A 16,733-nucleotide genomic window follows, 5' to 3' on the forward strand; every position below is an offset into this window, starting at 1 on the left:
GGCGCGGGGATGCTTCTTGACGCTCGCGCTGCACTGAAACTCGAAGGCGTACGAGGATCGCGCCGCGATCATGGAATACAGCGCCGAGGACGACCCGCTGGCCGCGCTCGAACTCGACGAACTGCTGGAAGAAAGGGCGGGGCGTTACCGGCCCACGCCGAGCTAGATCGACAAGGGCGGGTGGCCGGCACGCGCGAGTGGGTGATCGTGCTGAACGATGTACTCGTGTACCGCATTCGGCCGGCCGAGGGCATCGTGGAGGTTCTCCGGGTGCTGCATGCGCGACGGCAGTGGCCGTGATGCGCGTATGCATTGCCGGCTCGTCAGCCAAGGAAGACCGTTATGTACACACATGGATTTACATCTCGGCCCGCATCGGATAATGTACATACAGAGTACATCCGGACGGAGATCAACATGCATACCACGAGGGTATTCAGGAACGGCAACTCGCAGGCCGTGCGAATTCCTGCGGACCTTGCCTATGAGCGCAGCGATATCGAACTGGAAATTGAGCGCGTCGGTGACGAAATCCGCATTCGGCCGATGCGGCGGCCTTTGACCCAGGTACTGGCGAAGTTCGCGAAATTCGGACCGGACTTCATGGCCGATGGGCGTGGCGACCACGAGCAGGCCGAACGTGAGGGTTTGTGATGCCGCGCTTCATGCTCGACACCAACATGTGTATCTATCTGATGAAAAATCAGCCTGAGCAGGTCGCGAGACGGTTTGCGCAGTGCTACACGGGCGACGTCGTCATGTCGGCGATCACCTATGCGGAGCTCGAGTACGGCCTGACCGCTTGTGCAAATCCCGCGCGGGAGCGCCGCCATCTCGCCGCATTGATCGAGGATATTCCCGTCGCGCCTTTCGACGCGGCGGCCGCGCAAGCGTATGGCCCGGTTCGCGAGGCCACCCGCGAGCGGAAGAAGGATCACCTCGACAAACTGATTGCCGCGCATGCGGTGTCGCTCGATGTCGTCCTTGTCACCAACAACGAGCGCGATTTCGTCAGCTATCCGGGATTGCGACTGGAGAACTGGCTGAACGACTAGCGTCGGGTGCCATGTCCGGCGGCAATGCAGGGTATCGATCCACTCCGCACTACCGCCGGTCGGGCATCAGCACTCGACGATATTCACCGCCAGCCCGCCGCGCGACGTTTCCTTGTACTTGGTCTTCATGTCGGCGCCCGTCTCGCGCATCGTCTTGATCACGGAGTCGAGCGACACGTAGTGCGAGCCGTCACCGCGCAGCGCCATGCGCGCCGCGTTGACGGCCTTCACCGACGCCATCGCGTTGCGTTCGATGCACGGGATCTGCACCATCCCGCCCACCGGGTCGCAGGTCAGGCCGAGGTTGTGCTCCATCCCGATCTCGGCCGCGTTCTCGACCTGCTGCGGCGTGCCGCCGAGCACGGCCGCGAGTGCGCCGGCGGCCATCGAGCACGCGACGCCCACTTCGCCCTGGCAACCGACTTCCGCGCCGGAGATCGACGCGTTGAGCTTGTACAGGATGCCGATCGCGGCGGCCGTCAGCAGGAAATCGATCACGCCCTGTTCGTTCGCGCCGGGCGTGAAGCGCGTGTAGTAGTGCAGCACCGCCGGGATGATGCCGGCCGCGCCGTTGGTCGGCGCGGTGACGACGCGGCCGCCGGCCGCGTTTTCCTCGTTGACCGCGATCGCGTACAGGTTGATCCAGTCGATCATCGACAGCGGGTCCTGCAGCGCGCGCTCAGGGCTGCCCGTCAGCGTGCGGTACAGCTGCGGCGCGCGGCGCTTGACCTGGAACGGGCCGGGCAGGTTGCCGTCGGCGTCCGGGTTGCCGATCCCGCAGCCGCGCGACACGCACGACTGCATCACGGCCCAGATCTTCAGCAGCCCGTCGCGCGTTTCTTCCTCGGTGTGCCACGCGCGCTCGTTTTCCCACATCAGTTGCGCGATCGACTTGCCGGTCGACGCGGTCAGCGCGAGCAGCTCCGCGCCGGTGCGGAACGGGTGCGTCATCTGCTCGGCCGCGCTCAGCACCTTGGTGTTCGGTGCGCCCGCCGTCACGACGAAGCCGCCGCCGACCGACAGATAGGTGCGCTCGACCAGCACCGCGCCGTTCGCGTCGCTCGCGCGCAGCTTCATCCCGTTCGGATGTTCGGGCAGCGCCTGGCGGTAGAACGCGATGTTGTCCTTCAGCACGAACGGCACCGGATGCGTGCCGAGCAGCGCGAGTTGCTTCGTCTTGCGGACGTCTTCGAGTCGCGCGTCGATCGTGTCGGGATCGACCGTGTCGGGCGCGTCGCCGAGCAGGCCGAGCATCACGCCGCGGTCGGTGCCGTGGCCCTTGCCGGTGGCGCCGAGCGAGCCGTACAGCTCGACCTTCACGTGGGCCGTCGCGTCGAGCAGCCCGTCGCGCTCGAGGCCCTGGACGAACATCAGCGCCGCGCGCATCGGTCCGACCGTGTGCGAACTGGACGGACCGATGCCGATCTTGAAGAGGTCAAACACGCTGACTGCCATTTCGATACCTGCCTTGCGATAAGAATGATGCTAGCGCGCCTGCAATGGCAGGCACGCGGCGAGCCATGCGGGCGGCGTTGGGGAAAGCTGCTGCGCGACGCGGGCATAGCGCCCGTCGAGCCGCGCGGCCAGATGAAAGAGTTCGGTGGCGTTTTTCGGGTCCCACTGCCCCGTGTAACCCGGCAAGCCGGCCTCGCGGCGCTTCGCGTCGAACGGCACCGGTGAATTCACGAATTCCTCGTGCGTCTTCTCGCCGAGCGCATACGGCACGAGCCAGTCGAGCGCGGCCGCGAGCGTCGCGCCATTCGCGCCGCGCTCGCGCAGCCAGTTGCGGTTGAAGCGGCGCGCGGCGAGCGCGGCCGTCACCAGCGGCTGCAGATCGTAGACCGCGTAATGCAGCGCATCGCGTTCCTCGAAATCCCAGGTCTTGCCGTCCGGGCCGATGTTGTCGGCGAGATGCTCGACGAACAGCCGCTGCGCGGCGTTCATCATCTTGCGGTCGCCGAGCGTGAACGCGGACAGCGCGATCAGCTTGATCCGGTGGCTCTGCCAGTTGTTGCGCCAGATGCCGGTGAGCGGGCGCTTCTGCGCGTCGACCTGCGCGACATAGCCGGCGCCGAGCTTCGCGATGAACGCGGCCGTCGCGTTGCGCGTTTTCACCGGCAACGCGCTCGCGGTCATGTCGTACGCAATGATCAGGCTCTCGAAGCGCGTCTCGTCGATCGGGTTGAAGCTCGGCTGGTAGGTCGAGACCCACGCGGACAGGAAGCGGTCGACGAGTTGCAGGTAGCGCGGCGCGTTCGTCACGCGCCACGCGAGCGCCGCGTCGCGCATCAGGTCCATGTCCTTGAGCGCGGCCGCGCTCTGGTCGTAGATGCCTTCGTGCGGCAGCGTGCCCTCGGTGTGCACGCGCGCCATCGCTTTCGGCTGCTCGCCGATACGCGCGTCGACGCTGCGGATCAGCGCCTGCACGCCCGGCTCGGCCTGCGTCGTCTCGCTCGTCTGCAGCGCCGGCGCCGCGCAGAAATTCATCGCCGCGCGCGCACTGCCGGCGACGCCGAGGCCGGCGGCGGCCAGCGACAGCGACGCGACGAGCATCGGCACGTAGCGGCCTGCGCGGATGCGCGGCCGCCGCTCGGTTGCACCATGGCCCGGAAACATCGGACGCACCATGCGGAACTCCTTCATTGGCTGGATCGCGTGTGATGTTAGCCGGATTGGCGGATGAACGTGAACCGGTCGGCCCGGCGAACGCAAAAACCGCACGCAACCCCGGGTTGCGTGCGGTGCGGTCACCATTGGTCGGCTCCGGGCCTGGCGCGCGTTATGCGTAGTCCGACATCGGCACGCACGAGCAGAACAGGTTGCGGTCGCCGTACGCGTTGTCCGCACGGCCGACCGGCGGCCAGTACTTGTTCGTGCCGAGCGATGCGACCGGGTACGCGGCCTGCTCGCGCGAGTACGCGTGCGGCCATTCGTTCGCGGTGACGACGGCCGCCGTGTGCGGTGCGTGACGCAGCGGGTTGTCCTCGCGATCGGCGCGGCCTTCCTCGACCGCGCGGATTTCCTCGCGGATCGCGATCATCGCGGCGATGAAGCGGTCGAGCTCTTCCTGCGATTCCGATTCGGTCGGCTCGACCATCAGCGTGCCCGGCACCGGGAAGCTCATCGTCGGCGCGTGGAAGCCATAGTCCATCAGGCGCTTCGCGACGTCGTCGACGCTGATGCCGCTCGTTTCCTTGATCGGACGCAGGTCGAGAATGCACTCGTGCGCGACGAGCCCGCCCGGGCCCGAATACAGCACCGGGTAATGCGGCGCGAGGCGCTTCGCGATGTAGTTCGCGTTGAGGATCGCGGTTTCCGTCGCGGCGGTCAGGTTCTTCGCGCCCATCATCGCGATGTACATCCACGAGATCGGCAGGATCGACGCCGAGCCGTACGGCGCGGCCGACACCGCGCCGATGCCGTCTTCCGTGCGTGCGTAGCCGGTCGAGCGCTGGTTCGGCAGGAACTTCGCAAGGTGCGCGCCGACCGCGACCGGGCCGACGCCCGGGCCGCCGCCGCCGTGCGGGATGCAGAAGGTCTTGTGCAGGTTCAGGTGCGACACGTCGCCGCCGAACTGGCCCGGCGCGGTCAGGCCGACCATCGCGTTCATGTTCGCGCCGTCGACGTACACCTGGCCGCCGTGCGCATGGACGATCTCGCAGATCTCGCGGACGTTCTGCTCGAACACGCCGTGCGTCGACGGGTACGTGATCATGATCGCCGCGAGGTCCTTCGAGTGCTGCTCGGCCTTCGCCTTCAGGTCGGCGATGTCGACGTTGCCCTGCGCGTCGCAGGCGACGACCACGACCTTCATGCCGGCCATGTGCGCGGACGCCGGGTTCGTGCCGTGCGCGGACGCCGGGATCAGGCACACGTCGCGATGGCCTTCGCCGCGCGATGCGTGGTACGCGTGGATGATCAAGAGACCCGCGTACTCGCCCTGCGAGCCCGCGTTCGGCTGCAGCGACACGGCCGCGTAGCCGGTGGCCGCGACGAGCATCTGCTCGAGCTGGTCGATCATCTCGCGATAGCCGACGGTCTGCTCGGCCGGGGCGAACGGGTGGATCCGGCCGAACTCGGGCCACGTGACGGGCAGCATTTCCGACGTCGCGTTCAGCTTCATCGTGCACGAGCCGAGCGGGATCATCGAGCGGTCGAGCGCGAGATCCTTGTCCGACAGGCTGCGCAGGTAGCGCAGCATTTCGGTTTCGGAATGGTGGCGGTTGAACACGTGGTGCGTCAGGTACGCGCTCGTGCGCTCGAGGCCGGCCGGCAGCGCGGCGACGCCGGCGAGGCCCGCGTCCAGCGCATCGACGGCCGGCGCGGTGGCGCCCGCGGCCTGCGCGAACACGTCGAGCAGGTCGGCGAGATCGTCGCGCGTCGTCGTTTCGTCGACCGATACGCCGACTTGCGTGGCGCTCACGCGGCGCAGGTTGATGCGCTTCGCCTTCGCGAATTCGTGGACCTGCGCGGTGCGCGCGCCGGTGTCGATCGTCAGCGTGTCGAAGAACGTGTCGTTGACGGTCGCGAAGCCGAGCTGTTTCACGCCGGCGGCGAACAGCGCCGCGATGCGGTTCACGCGCAGCGCGATCGTCTTCAGGCCGTGCGGGCCGTGGTAGACCGCGTACATGCTGGCCATGATCGCGAGCAGCGCCTGTGCGGTACACACGTTCGACGTCGCCTTTTCGCGGCGGATGTGCTGTTCGCGCGTCTGCAGCGCGAGGCGCAGCGCGGGCTTGCCCTGCGCGTCGACCGTCACGCCGACGAGGCGGCCCGGCATCTGGCGCTTGAATTCGTCGCGCACGGCCATGTAAGCGGCGTGCGGGCCGCCGAAGCCCATCGGCACGCCGAAGCGCTGCGTGTTGCCGACCGCGACGTCCGCGCCCCATTCGCCGGGCGGCGTCAGCACGGTGAGCGCGAGCAGGTCGGCCGCGACGACCACGTGGCCGCCGGCCGCGTGGATCGCCTCGGTGAGCGCGCGGTAGTCGCGCACGTCGCCGTTCACGCCCGGGTATTGCAGCAGCACGCCGAACGCGTTCGCCTGCGCGGCGTCGGCCGCCGGGCCCGTCTTGACTTCGATGCCGATCGGCAGCGCGCGCGTGCGGATCACTTCGAGCGTTTGCGGCAGCACGTCGTCGGCCACGTAGAACACGTTCGACTTCGGCTTGCCGGTACGCTGCAGCAGCGTCATCGCTTCGGCCGCGGCCGTCGCTTCATCCAGCAGCGACGCGTTCGAGATCGCGAGGCCCGTGAGGTCGGCCACCATCTGCTGGAAGTTCAGGAGCGCCTCGAGGCGGCCCTGGGAAATTTCGGGCTGGTACGGCGTGTAGGCCGTGTACCACGCCGGGTTTTCGAGCACGTTGCGCAGGATCACGGCCGGCGTGTGCGTGTCGTGATAACCCTGGCCGATATAGGAGCGGAACACCTGGTTCTTGTCCGCGAGCGCACGCAGCGCGGCGAGGGCTTCGGCCTCGCTCTTCGGCTGTGCGAACGGGCCGAGCGGCAGCGTTTCGGCGCGGCGGATCGAGGCCGGGATCACGGCGTCGATCAGGGCGGCGCGCGACGCGAAGCCGAGCGTGTCGAGCATGGCCTGCTGGCTGGCGGCGTCGGGGCCGATGTGGCGTTCGGCGAACGCGTCGTGCGTTTCGAGCGCGGCGAGCGAGAGGGGCGTGCGGTTCATCAGGCGGTCCGGGTGTTCGAGCTTCATGGCGTGACTCTGGTCCCGCGCGCGCCGAGGCCGGCGCCGCGCGGTTCGGGTAGGGAAATTAGTCGATCAGCTTGCTGTAGGCGTCGGCGTCGATCAGCTTGTCGGTCGACGCGCCGGCCGCGAGCTTGATCTTGAAGAGCCACACGCCGTACGCATCGCCGTTCACTTCTTCCGGCGCGTCGGTGGCTGCTTCGTTGATGGCGACGATCTCGCCGGACACCGGCGAGTAGATGTCGGAGGCCGCCTTCACCGATTCGACGACGCCGACGGCGTCGCCCGCGTTCACCGACTTGCCGACTTCGGGCAGCTCGAGGAAGACGATGTCGCCGAGCGTGCTCTGCGCGTGATCGGTGATGCCGACCGTCAGCGTGCCGTCCGCCTCGGTGCGGATCCACTCGTGTTCGTCGGTGTATTTCAGCTCGGCCGGGACGTTGCTCATCGGATGCTCCTGGATAAAAGGGTGTGTTCGTTCTGCTGGCGCGCCGCCATGGCACGCCGGATAGGGTTGCGCCGGGCGCCATCTCCCGGCTTGCCGGGAGGCGGCCCCGCGGCCGCTTCTCGGTCGTTACGCAGCGAGGACCTTGCCGTTGCGCACGAACGGCAGTTTTACCACGCGCGCGGGAAGATTCTTGTCTCGAATTTGCACCTGGACGGTGTCGCCGATCTGGACGGCCGCCGGCACCCGCGCGAACGCGATCGATTCCTGCATCGACGGCGAGAACGTGCCGCTCGTGATCTCGCCTTCGCCGTGCGGCGTGACGACCTTCTGGTGCGCGCGCAGCACGCCGCCCGCCTTGCCGTTTTCCTTCTGCAGGATCAGGCCGACGAACGCGGCGCGCGTGCCGTTGGCTTCGAGTGCGGCGCGGCCGACGAAGTCGCGCGGCGCGGCGAGGTCGACGGTCCATGCGAGGCCCGCGTCGAGCGGAGAGACGGTGTCGTCCATGTCCTGGCCGTACAGGTTCATGCCGGCCTCGAGGCGCAGCGTGTCGCGCGCGCCGAGCCCGCACGGACGCACGCCGTGTTGCTGCAGCGCATTCCACAGCACTTCGACGTGCGCGGCCGGGACGATCACTTCGAAGCCGTCTTCGCCGGTATAGCCGGTGCGGGCGATGGTGAGATCGCCGAACGGCGTGCCGGCGACCTGCGCGGCGTTGAACGGCTTGAGTTCGCTGGTGGCGGCGCGGACGGAAGGCACCGTCGCCCAGACCTTTTCGCGGGCGTTGGGACCCTGGACGGCGACGATCGCGAAATCGCGGCGCGGCGCGATCGTCAGGCCGTAGCCGCCTTGCTCGTTCAGCTGGTTGAACCACGCGATGTCTTTCTCGGCGGTGCCGGCGTTGACGACCACGCGGAAGAATTCTTCGGTGAAGTAGTAGACGATCAGATCGTCGATGACGCCGCCCTGCGGGTTGAGCAGGCACGAGTAGAGTGCCTTGCCGGGCGTCTTGAGCTTGCCGACGTTGTTCGCGATCGCATGCTCGAAGAACGCGCGCACGCGGCTGCCGGTGAAATCGACGACGCACATGTGCGACACGTCGAACATGCCGGCGTCGGTGCGCACGGCAGCGTGTTCTTCGATCTGCGAGCCGTAGTTGACGGGCATGTCCCAGCCGCCGAAGTCGACCATGCGGGCATTGAGCGCGCGGTGCGCGGCGTTGAGCGGGGTGTGATTCAGTGCAGTCATCGAGGCCTCAGGCAAGGCGCTTGCGCGCGGATCAGAACGGCCATGTGCCGACCGCCGCGGCCGATGGCCTCACGCGATCCGGTACATGCCCCTCTGTCCTCGATACCTGAGAGATTGCGCTGCGGGCCAAGCCCGGCGAACGCGCGCCCCTTCGGTGGGCAGCCTGCCCGCGCAGCCAATGCGCTGCGGGCTACTGCCGCTCTCCAGAGTGCGGGAAACGTATTGCTCGCGCGGTGCGCGGATGCGGTTTCCCGACGCGGTCGGTCCTTTTGCCTGAGAGTTTGCGGGTGTGCCCCTTCGGCGGCGCAACCGGTGTCGGAACAACCCGGTCACACGCTCTCCCGACGCGTGCGGGCGACTGTACGCGAGCAGGTGGGCATTGTCAATTTGAGCAAAAGAATGTCGCTTCGCGACAAGCGGCGGCGGCCGGCGCCGCCGCTTCATCCGCGCCGGCAGGTGCCGGCGCGTTACTCGCCGATCGCGCGCGCGGCCGTGTCGAGTTCCTGGTTCAGCACGCGCTGCTCGTCGCCGGACAGGCCGCCGTTGTGCTGGGCCGACATGTCGTTCGCTTCCTGGCGGATCACGTCGAGGCGATGGTGCAGCTGCGCGCCGTAGGGCGGCGGGTAGTAGCCGCCGTTCACGCGCGCGTCGATCCGGCGATGCAGGTTGTCGATCCGTCCCTGGACCTCCTGCATGCGGTCGTTCGCGACGACCTGCGGATTCGGTCGCGGCGGGGGCGCCTGCCGGGCCGGCCGCTGCGGCTGCACGATACACGCCGCGAGCGAGGAAACCAGGACGCAGCATGCCGCTGCGCGAATCAACCGTTGCATCACATTCTCCTGACGGATGGGTGTCGGATCGACTTTTTGAGAAACGCGTCAGACCGAACGACCGCTGACTTTCGTTCCCGCACCATTTGTAACGGAATGTTCGGCGCCGAGCGGGCGGGGCGGCACCGACCCGGCCGGCGGCGTCAGACCGGGCGGCGCACGAACGGCACCCGGCGGCCGTCGTGTTCGCTCTGCGCGGCGAGCTCGATGATCGTCATCACGTCGACCGCGTCCTGCGCGGTGACGGGGAACGGCGCGCCGTCGCGGATCGACGCGGCGAGCGCGCGGTAGAACTCCGCGTACTGGCCGTCGAGCGTCGGCACCGGCCGCTCGACCTCGACGTCGCCGTCGAGCACGCGCAGCAGGCCGGGCGGGTTGCCGCCACCGAATTCGACGTCGTCCGCGGTGAGGCCGGCCTTGAGCTGGTCTTCCTGCGTGTCGAGCCCGAACTTCTGGTAGCTGCCGCGCGTGCCGTGCAGCGTGAAGCGCGCGGGTTCGATCGCTGACAGCGCGCTCGCATGCAGCGCGACGTCCTTGTCCGGATAGCCGAGCAGCAGGTGCACGAAATCGGGCGCCGTACCGTGGTCGCGGCGCGTCTTGACGGTGGCGCTCACCGTTTCCGGCGTGCCGAACAGCGCGAGGGCCTGGTCGATCAGGTGCGGGCCGAGGTCGAGCAGCAGGCCGCCGCCGCGGGCCGGCTCCTCGCGCCAGCGCGTGCGCGGCGTCGGCCGGAAGCGGTCGAAGTGCGACGCGAAGTACGTGAGGCGGCCGAGCTCGCCCGATTCGACGATGCGGCGCACGGTGAGGAAATCGCCGTCCCAGCGGCGGTTGTGGAACGGCGCGAACAGCCGGCTGCGCGCGTTCGCGAGCCGCGCGAGCGCGAGCGCCTCGTCGGCGGTGAGCGTGACGGGCTTGTCGACCACTACGTGGCGGCCGGCTTCGAGCACCTGGCGCGCGAGCGCGAAATGGGTGTCGTTCGGCGTGGCGATCACCACGCATTCGATATCGTCGAGGCCGAGCAGCGTGTCGAGGTCGGGGACGATGCGCGCGCCCGGATACGCGGCCTGCGCGCGTTCCCCCTGGCCCGTCGCGATCGCGGCGACTTCAGTGCGGCCGCTCGTGGCGATCACGGGCGCGTGGAACGTCGCGCCGGCGAAACCGAAACCCATCAAACCAATCCTGAGCAATGACGACATGGCAATTCCTGGCTGCGAAGGAAACTAAAGGATGGCGCGCCGGAGCGGCGCGAAGACGACCGGCTATTTTGGCATGGCGCTGCCGCTTGCACAGACGCGTCGGGCGAAATGCACGGAGCGATGCGACGCTTGCGCAAGGAATACCGGCATTTTGCGCAGGAGCGGGGGCGCGCGGTGCGACTGTCGAACGCGCGGCACCCGGCTCTTGGCTCTTGGCGCCCGGCACCCGGCACCCGGCACCCGGCACCCGGCACCCGGCGCACCGCCCGGTGAGCCGGGGCGGCCAGCCGGCCTCGGCATGTGCCGCATCATCCGTCCATCCGCTGCCGCACCGCAGCCGCAACCTGCGCGGCCCACACCGCGCAGGCGGCTGCGCCGGGGTGGAAGCCGTCGGCGGCCATCAGGTGCCGTTCGAGCGGCAGGTCGACCCGCAGGAACGTGCAGTGCGGCTGCGCGCCCGCCCAGCCGGCGAGCGCCGTGTTGAGCCGTTTCGCGCGCCGCCCCAGATACCACGCGAGCGGCTGCGGCAGCGCCGGGAAGCGCTCCATCGGCGGCACCGCCGACAGGATCGCGTGCCCGACCTGGAAACGCGCGGCGAGCAGCCGCACCAGCTCGGTCTGCTGCGCGAGCCAGCGTGCGGGCGGCACGCCGCCCGTCACGTCGTTGACGCCGAGCGACGTCACGGCCACGTCGAACGGCTCGGTCGGCTCGGCGGCGAGCCAGTCGACGAGCTCGCGCGTGGTCAGGCCGGTGCGCGCGAGCAGTTTCCAGCGCACGCGGTGCGTGGCCGCCAGCGCGCTCGCCAGGTGCCCGGCGAGCGCGTCGTGCTGCGTCGCGACGCCGACCCCCGCGGCGGCCGAATCGCCGACCACCAGCACGCGCAGCGGCGGGCCGTTGCCGACTGAGCCGTCGCGCGGCCCGGCCGCTTCGGGCAGCCGCGGCGTGACGCGGCGCACGTAGCGCCCTTGCGCGAACAGCAGCGGGCCGAGGGCGGCGGTGGCGAACGGGTATCCCATGAGGTCGATCCGGCGGTGGTTGAAACGCATTGAAGCGGCCGGCGCGGGTGGCGCCAGCGGAGTGCGTATTGTGTCCGATCACGGCGCGGACCGGGCCCGATTGGCCGAACGGACGGCCACGACAACGCCGAACGGACGGGGGGCGCCCGCCCGGCAAGCCTGCGCGCCCCGTCCGGCGGCGCGCCCGAAATACCCGCCGCCGACGTGTTAACATGCGCGTCCTGCCTGCGTGTCCGCCTGCTTCGCCAGCCTGCCGCGCACGGCATCCTCCCGGCGTTCCGCCGTCAACCCGCAACACCATCCGCCATCATGTCAGCAGGCCTCAATCCCGCTCAGAACGAAGCGGTGCGCTACCTCGACGGTCCCTGTCTCGTGCTCGCCGGCGCGGGCAGCGGCAAGACCCGCGTGATCACGCAGAAGATCGCGCACCTGATCGAAGCGAAAGGTTTCGAGCCGCGCCACATCGCCGCCGTCACGTTCACGAACAAGGCGGCGGCCGAAATGCGCGAGCGTGTGTCGAAGCTGCTGGAAGGCAAGACGCTGACCACGCCGGGCAAGGAAGGCCGCAAGGTGCCCGTCAACCAGCTCACCGTCTGCACGTTCCATTCGCTGGGTGTGCAGATCCTGCGCCAGGAGGCCGAGCACGTCGGCCTGAAGCCGCAGTTCTCGATCATGGATTCGGACGACTGCTTCGGGATGATCCAGGAGCAGCTCGGCACGACCGACAAAGGGCTGATCCGCAAGATCCAGAGCATCATCTCGCTGTGGAAGAACGGCCTGATCATGCCCGACGAGGCGATGGCGATCGCGGCCAACGAGGACGAGCACCAGGCCGCGCTGGTCTACCGCAACTACGTGGCGACGCTCCACGCGTACCAGGCGGTCGATTTCGACGACCTGATCCGCCTGCCGGCCGAGCTGTTCGCGAAGAACGAGCAGGTGCGCGACCGCTGGCAGAACAAGCTGCGCTACCTGCTGATCGACGAATACCAGGACACCAACGCGTGCCAGTACGAGCTGCTGAAGCAGCTCGCGGGCCCGCGCGCCGCATTCACGGCGGTCGGCGACGACGACCAGGCGATCTACGGCTGGCGCGGCGCGACGCTCGAGAACCTCGCGCAGCTCGGCAAGGATTTCCCGAAGCTGCACGTGATCAAGCTCGAGCAGAACTACCGGTCGACGGTGCGGATCCTGACCGCCGCGAACAACGTGATCGCGAACAACCCGAAGCTGTTCGAGAAGAAGCTGTGGTCCGAGCACGGGATGGGCGATTCGATCACCGTCACGGCGTGCAACGACGAGGAACACGAGGCCGAGTCGGTCGTGTTCCGGCTCTCCGCGCACAAGTTCGAGCGGCGCGCGCAGTTCCGCGACTACGCGATCCTGTACCGCGGCAACTTCCAGGCGCGCATCTTCGAGCAGGTGCTGCGGCGCGAGCGGATTCCGTACGTGCTGTCGGGCGGCCAGTCGTTCTTCGACAAGGCCGAGATCAAGGATCTGTGCGCGTACCTGCGGCTGATCGCGAACGCCGACGACGATCCCGCGTTCATCCGCGCGGTCACCACGCCGCGCCGCGGCATCGGCAACACGACGCTGGAAGCGCTCGGCTCGTTCGCGGGGCAGGCGAAGGTGTCGCTGTTCGAGGCCGTGTACATGGGCGGGATCGAGGCGCGGCTGTCGGCGCGCCAGGTCGAACCGCTGCGGATGTTCTGCGACTTCATCCAGCGCCTGACCGAGCGCGCGGACAAGGAGCCCGCGACCGTCGTGCTCGACGACATGATGGAGGCGATCCACTACGAGGCGTACCTGTACGACGCGTTCGACGAGCGGCAGGCGCAGTCGAAGTGGCAGAACGTGCTCGAATTCCTCGAATGGCTGAAGCGCAAGGGCACGAAGCCCGAGACGGAGGCCGTCGACGGCGAGGCCGACGGTTTCCACAACGCGGACGGGCTCGCCGACACGGGCAAGAACCTGCTCGGCCTGATCCAGACCGTCGCGCTGATGTCGATGCTCGAGGGCAAGGACGAGGACCCGGACGCCGTGCGGCTGTCGACCGTCCATGCGTCGAAGGGGCTCGAGTATCCGCACGTGTTCCTGGTCGGCGTCGAGGAAGGCATCATGCCGCACCGCGGCGGCAGCGAGGACGACGGCCCGATCGACAACGAGCGGATCGAGGAGGAGCGCCGGCTGATGTACGTCGCGATTACCCGTGCGCAGCGCAGCCTGCACCTGAACTGGTGCAAGAAGCGCAAGCGGGCGCGCGAGACGGTCGTGTGCGAACCGTCGCGCTTCATCCCGGAGATGGGGCTCGACGAAGCGCCGCCGCCGACGCCGGAAGAGGCGCCGATGTCGCCGAAGGACCGGCTCGCGAGCCTGAAGGCATTGCTGCAGAAGTGACGCGGCGCCGCGCGCACGATGGCGCGGCGAACCGGCAACCCAAAAACGAAACCCCCGCGATGCGCGTGCGTCGCGGGGGTTTTTGACGGAGGGCCGGGCGACGTCGTTACTTCGCCGCGTTGACCATGTAGTCGACGGCCGCCTTCACGTCGGCATCCGACGCGTTCGACCCGCCCTTCGGCGGCATCGCGCCCTTGCCGTGCAGCGCGTAGTTGTAGACCGTATCCATCGAGTCCTTCAGGCGCGGCGCCCAGTCTTCCTTGCTGCCGAACTTCGGCGCGCCGAGCACGCCGGCCGCGTGGCAGGCCTGGCAGGTCGACGCGTACAGCGCCTTGCCGGCCGTTGCCGCATCGGCGCCGGCCGGGGCGGCCGCGGGCTTTTCGCCGGCCTTCGGGATCGCGGCGATCGCGGCCATGGCGGCCGCGGCCTGCGCGTTCGACGCATCGGCGCCCGACGCGGGCGCGCCGCTCGCGGGCTGCGCCGCGTTGGCGGCCGGCGCAGCCGGTTCGGGGAAGTTCGCGCCGTCGTTGTTCGCCATGTAGACGATCGCGCGGGCGATTTCATAGTCGCTGACGTCGTCGGGGCTCGTGCCGCCGCGCGCCGGCATCGCGCCCTTGCCCGCGAGGGCCGTCTTCAGCAGCGTGTCGAAGCCTTGCGAGATGCGCGGCGCCCAGTCGTCCTTGTTGCCGAACTTCGGCGCGCCGGCGGCGCCGGTGCCGTGGCAGGTCACGCAGACGGCCTTGTAGACTTCCTCGCCGGTCTTGTACGTGCGGGGCGCGTTGGCGTCCTTCACGTCAACCTTCGCGATCGGGGCGATCCGTGCGGCGACCTGCTCGTCGGATAGCGCGTCCGTGCCGGCGCCGGAACGGAACGCATGGTTCGCATAATTGGCGAACAGGACGATCAGGATGATCGGAATCGCGAACGACGCGATGATGACGGCAATCAACTGCCCGGGGGTTTTGACGGGAGATTCGTGGGGTGCTTCGCTCATGCTTGCCTCGTCTCCATGAATAGGAATTGTGAGCGCGGTGCAACGGCAAAATGGCAGTCCAATGAAGCACGGACGATTATAGACGGAACGTTTACATCACGGCGAGCGGCGCGATGGCGCGTGTTTACCCGCACGCAGCACGGCCCGGCGGCGATTCGGCAGGCAAGGTGGACGCGTCATGGGAAACCGGGTATCCTTGCCGTCTTGCCAATCGTGGGCGGCCTGTATATGGGGTCGCTTCACTGTCACACGCGCCCGTAGCTCAATGGATAGAGTACTGCCCTCCGAAGGCAGGGGTTGCTGGTTCGATCCCAGCCGGGCGCGCCAAGCCTGACAAGGCTTCCAGCGGTTTCGTTACTTCATCGTGTCCCCCCGTTACAGTGAAATTACAGTTAGCCGGCTGCGGTCAGCAGTGTGTCCGGCGGCGCTGACACTGTTTCGCGCGGCAGCTCGATCGCCTGCGCCACCGGCAAGTGCGGCTGCACCCATTGCGCCAAGTGCGCCGCCGACAGGTGCGCGTAGCGCTGCACCATTTCCAGTGTTTCCCATCCGCCCAGCTCCTTTAACACCTGTAACGGCGTGCCGCGCTGCACGTGCCAGCTCGCCCAGGTGTGACGCAGATCGTGCCAGCGAAAATCACTGATGCCGGCGCGTTTCAACGCCTTGCGCCAGGCTTCGGTCACGGTCTGATAGACCGGCCGGCCGTGGTAGACGAACACACTGTCGACGAACTCGGGGGCGCGCTTCTTCCCGCGCTGACGCAGCAGCACGGCGATCGCCGTATCTGAGAGCGGCACGGTGATCGCTTTTTTCGCCTTCGCCTGATCCGGATGAATCCAGGCGACACGCCGCACGATGTCGACCTGCGACCACTGCAACCCGGTCACATTCGAGCGGCGCAAGCCCGTCTCAAGCGCGAAGCGCGCCATGTCGGCCAGGTGGTCGGGCAACTCGGCGAGCAACCGTTCGGCCTGGGCCGGCGTGAGCCAGCGGATACGCTTCTGCACGACCTTCGTGCGCTTCGTGACCGGCACGCGGTCCAGCCATTCCCACTCGACGGCCGCGTTCAGCACGGCCTTCAGCACGCCGATGACGCGCGTCACGGTGCCGGCGCTGACGCACTCGCCGGTGGTCACGATCCCGTGCTTCGTGCGGATCACCTTCGGTTCCCTCCGTTTGGCGAGGGCGATCGCGTCGATGCGGTTGCGGTCGATGTCGGCCAGCGCGACGCCGGACAGGTGTTGGTCAAGCCAGCGAAGGTGCGTTTTCGACGTTTCCAAGCTCGACAGCCCCTCGCGGTCGCTGATGTAGCGCACGACGGCATCGTTCCAGGTGTAGCGCGGCTTGTGGCCGAGCCGCGCCTGGTTCCACAGATCGACTTTCAGCCGATCGTGCAGTTCTTTCGCTTGGGCTTTGTTGCTGGTGCCAGTGCTGCCTTGTACGACCGGACCGCCGCCAGGCGGGGTGAGCCGGTAATACCAGTTGGGACTGTTACTGCGTTTATAGAGCGACATGATTCAAATTTCTCCTGCGGGTCGCCCTGCACAACTCGCGGAATCCATTCTCCGGCGAGGTACCGCTGCAGGGCAACTGTCGAAAACATCCAGCGCTTGCCGACCTTGCGGCCGGGCAGCTCGCCGGCCTTCGCCTTCAGGCGCACCGTCTCTGGATGTGCGCCGAGTATCGCCGCCGCGCCGAGCAGGTCGACCGTGCTCGGCGAGGCCGTGCCCATGTCTCGCATGGGGGGAGCACACGCAGCGCAACTAGGGGATTGGGGGCTAACGCCGAATTCGCGCATAACTGATTGAATTTATTGGACATTACATGCCCCCATTTGCCCCGAATGAAGCTGGG

Annotated in this window: 13 protein-coding genes, 1 tRNA gene, 2 pseudogenes and 2 riboswitches; of the genes and pseudogenes, 5 read left to right on the forward strand and 11 right to left on the reverse strand. The window is 68.0% G+C overall.

Annotated features, from left to right (window positions below; translation table 11 throughout):
* Positions 1-70 precede the first annotated feature (70 nt).
* The 3 genes and pseudogenes from KU887_RS00745 to KU887_RS00755 all read left to right on the forward strand — a co-directional run bounded on the left by KU887_RS00745 (position 71) and on the right by KU887_RS00755 (position 1,055).
* A pseudogene (locus tag KU887_RS00745) lies at positions 71-300 on the forward strand (type II toxin-antitoxin system RelE/ParE family toxin).
* A 117-nt stretch (positions 301-417) separates the two neighbouring features.
* Positions 418-654, forward strand: a complete 237-nt coding sequence (locus KU887_RS00750; protein ID WP_034201144.1) for an antitoxin — start codon at positions 418-420, stop codon at positions 652-654.
* Entirely contained in the window at positions 654-1,055 is a 402-nt protein-coding gene (locus KU887_RS00755) for a type II toxin-antitoxin system VapC family toxin (protein WP_058902008.1), read from the forward strand. The genes KU887_RS00750 and KU887_RS00755 overlap by 1 nt, the downstream gene beginning before the upstream one ends.
* Positions 1,056-1,121: 66 nt before the next feature.
* On the opposite strand, the gene KU887_RS00760 is transcribed toward KU887_RS00755, so the two are convergent.
* From KU887_RS00760 to KU887_RS00795, 8 genes are all read right to left on the reverse strand, one after another.
* Entirely contained in the window at positions 1,122-2,510 is a 1,389-nt protein-coding gene (locus KU887_RS00760; protein WP_006485681.1) for an L-serine ammonia-lyase, read from the reverse strand.
* A 30-nt stretch (positions 2,511-2,540) separates the two neighbouring features.
* A complete protein-coding gene (locus KU887_RS00765) occupies positions 2,541-3,683 on the reverse strand; it encodes an alginate lyase family protein (RefSeq protein WP_062911464.1) in 1,143 nt (380 codons plus the stop codon).
* Positions 3,684-3,834: 151 nt separating this feature from the next.
* Complete coding sequence (gcvP, locus tag KU887_RS00770) at positions 3,835-6,762, reverse strand: aminomethyl-transferring glycine dehydrogenase (protein ID WP_258251964.1); 2,928 nt, start codon at positions 6,760-6,762, stop codon at positions 3,835-3,837.
* Between the two features lie 58 nt (positions 6,763-6,820).
* Entirely contained in the window at positions 6,821-7,201 is a 381-nt protein-coding gene (gene gcvH / locus KU887_RS00775) for a glycine cleavage system protein GcvH (protein ID WP_006485673.1), read from the reverse strand.
* A gap of 126 nt (positions 7,202-7,327) precedes the next feature.
* Positions 7,328-8,446 (reverse strand): glycine cleavage system aminomethyltransferase GcvT, encoded by a 1,119-nt coding sequence (gene gcvT / locus KU887_RS00780; RefSeq protein WP_258251970.1) that lies wholly within the window; start codon positions 8,444-8,446, stop codon positions 7,328-7,330.
* A gap of 83 nt (positions 8,447-8,529) precedes the next feature.
* Positions 8,530-8,663: riboswitch (glycine riboswitch) on the reverse strand.
* Between the two features lie 33 nt (positions 8,664-8,696).
* A riboswitch (glycine riboswitch) is annotated at positions 8,697-8,800 on the reverse strand.
* Positions 8,801-8,913: 113 nt separating this feature from the next.
* On the reverse strand, positions 8,914-9,276 hold the full coding sequence (locus tag KU887_RS00785; protein ID WP_006485676.1) for a hypothetical protein: 363 nt from the start codon (positions 9,274-9,276) through the stop codon (positions 8,914-8,916).
* Between the two features lie 143 nt (positions 9,277-9,419).
* Entirely contained in the window at positions 9,420-10,472 is a 1,053-nt protein-coding gene (locus tag KU887_RS00790) for an oxidoreductase (protein WP_006485682.1), read from the reverse strand.
* A gap of 308 nt (positions 10,473-10,780) precedes the next feature.
* The gene (locus KU887_RS00795) at positions 10,781-11,488 is read right to left on the reverse strand and encodes an SGNH/GDSL hydrolase family protein (protein WP_105866240.1); all 708 of its coding nucleotides are present in this window, start codon (positions 11,486-11,488) and stop codon (positions 10,781-10,783) included.
* A 309-nt stretch (positions 11,489-11,797) separates the two neighbouring features.
* On the opposite strand from KU887_RS00795, the gene KU887_RS00800 reads away from it, so the two are divergent.
* Positions 11,798-13,885 carry a UvrD-helicase domain-containing protein gene (locus KU887_RS00800; protein ID WP_034195655.1) on the forward strand — a complete coding sequence of 696 codons (2,088 nt, stop codon included), beginning with the start codon at positions 11,798-11,800 and terminating at the stop codon, positions 13,883-13,885.
* A 106-nt stretch (positions 13,886-13,991) separates the two neighbouring features.
* Here the strand turns inward: KU887_RS00800 and KU887_RS00805 are convergent, their stop codons facing one another.
* Entirely contained in the window at positions 13,992-14,879 is an 888-nt protein-coding gene (locus KU887_RS00805; RefSeq protein ID WP_006496275.1) for a cytochrome c5 family protein, read from the reverse strand.
* A 251-nt stretch (positions 14,880-15,130) separates the two neighbouring features.
* On the opposite strand from KU887_RS00805, the gene KU887_RS00810 reads away from it, so the two are divergent.
* Positions 15,131-15,206 (forward strand) — tRNA-Arg (locus tag KU887_RS00810).
* Positions 15,207-15,271: 65 nt separating this feature from the next.
* Here the strand turns inward: KU887_RS00810 and KU887_RS00815 are convergent.
* Together KU887_RS00815 and KU887_RS34565 are read right to left on the reverse strand one after the other, a co-directional pair.
* Positions 15,272-16,393, reverse strand: coding sequence for a site-specific integrase (locus tag KU887_RS00815; protein ID WP_258251984.1), 1,122 nt, complete (start codon positions 16,391-16,393; stop codon positions 15,272-15,274).
* Between the two features lie 113 nt (positions 16,394-16,506).
* Positions 16,507-16,677 (reverse strand): annotated as a pseudogene (locus tag KU887_RS34565) (hypothetical protein); the annotation flags it as partial.
* Between the last annotated feature and the right edge of the window lie 56 nt (positions 16,678-16,733).

Origin of the sequence: Burkholderia sp. EMB26, from assembly GCF_024730645.1 — a bacterium.
GTDB lineage: Bacteria > Pseudomonadota > Gammaproteobacteria > Burkholderiales > Burkholderiaceae > Burkholderia > Burkholderia cenocepacia.

Bases quoted from the DNA above. Each gene is read 5' to 3' on its own strand.
- KU887_RS00765 (WP_062911464.1), bottom strand. From the start codon at position 3,683: ATGGTGCGTCCGATGTTTCCGGGCCATGGTGCAACCGAGCGGCGGCCG.
- gcvT (WP_258251970.1), bottom strand. From the start codon at position 8,446: ATGACTGCACTGAATCACACCCCGCTCAACGCCGCGCACCGCGCGCTC.
- KU887_RS00790 (WP_006485682.1), bottom strand. From the start codon at position 10,472: ATGTCGTCATTGCTCAGGATTGGTTTGATGGGTTTCGGTTTCGCCGGC.
- KU887_RS00760 (WP_006485681.1), bottom strand. From the start codon at position 2,510: ATGGCAGTCAGCGTGTTTGACCTCTTCAAGATCGGCATCGGTCCGTCC.
- KU887_RS00755 (WP_058902008.1), top strand. From the start codon at position 654: ATGCCGCGCTTCATGCTCGACACCAACATGTGTATCTATCTGATGAAA.
- gcvP (WP_258251964.1), bottom strand. From the start codon at position 6,762: ATGAAGCTCGAACACCCGGACCGCCTGATGAACCGCACGCCCCTCTCG.
- KU887_RS00800 (WP_034195655.1), top strand. From the start codon at position 11,798: ATGTCAGCAGGCCTCAATCCCGCTCAGAACGAAGCGGTGCGCTACCTC.
- KU887_RS00785 (WP_006485676.1), bottom strand. From the start codon at position 9,276: ATGCAACGGTTGATTCGCGCAGCGGCATGCTGCGTCCTGGTTTCCTCG.
- KU887_RS00795 (WP_105866240.1), bottom strand. From the start codon at position 11,488: ATGGGATACCCGTTCGCCACCGCCGCCCTCGGCCCGCTGCTGTTCGCG.
- gcvH (WP_006485673.1), bottom strand. From the start codon at position 7,201: ATGAGCAACGTCCCGGCCGAGCTGAAATACACCGACGAACACGAGTGG.
- KU887_RS00805 (WP_006496275.1), bottom strand. From the start codon at position 14,879: ATGAGCGAAGCACCCCACGAATCTCCCGTCAAAACCCCCGGGCAGTTG.
- KU887_RS00750 (WP_034201144.1), top strand. From the start codon at position 418: ATGCATACCACGAGGGTATTCAGGAACGGCAACTCGCAGGCCGTGCGA.
- KU887_RS00815 (WP_258251984.1), bottom strand. From the start codon at position 16,393: ATGTCGCTCTATAAACGCAGTAACAGTCCCAACTGGTATTACCGGCTC.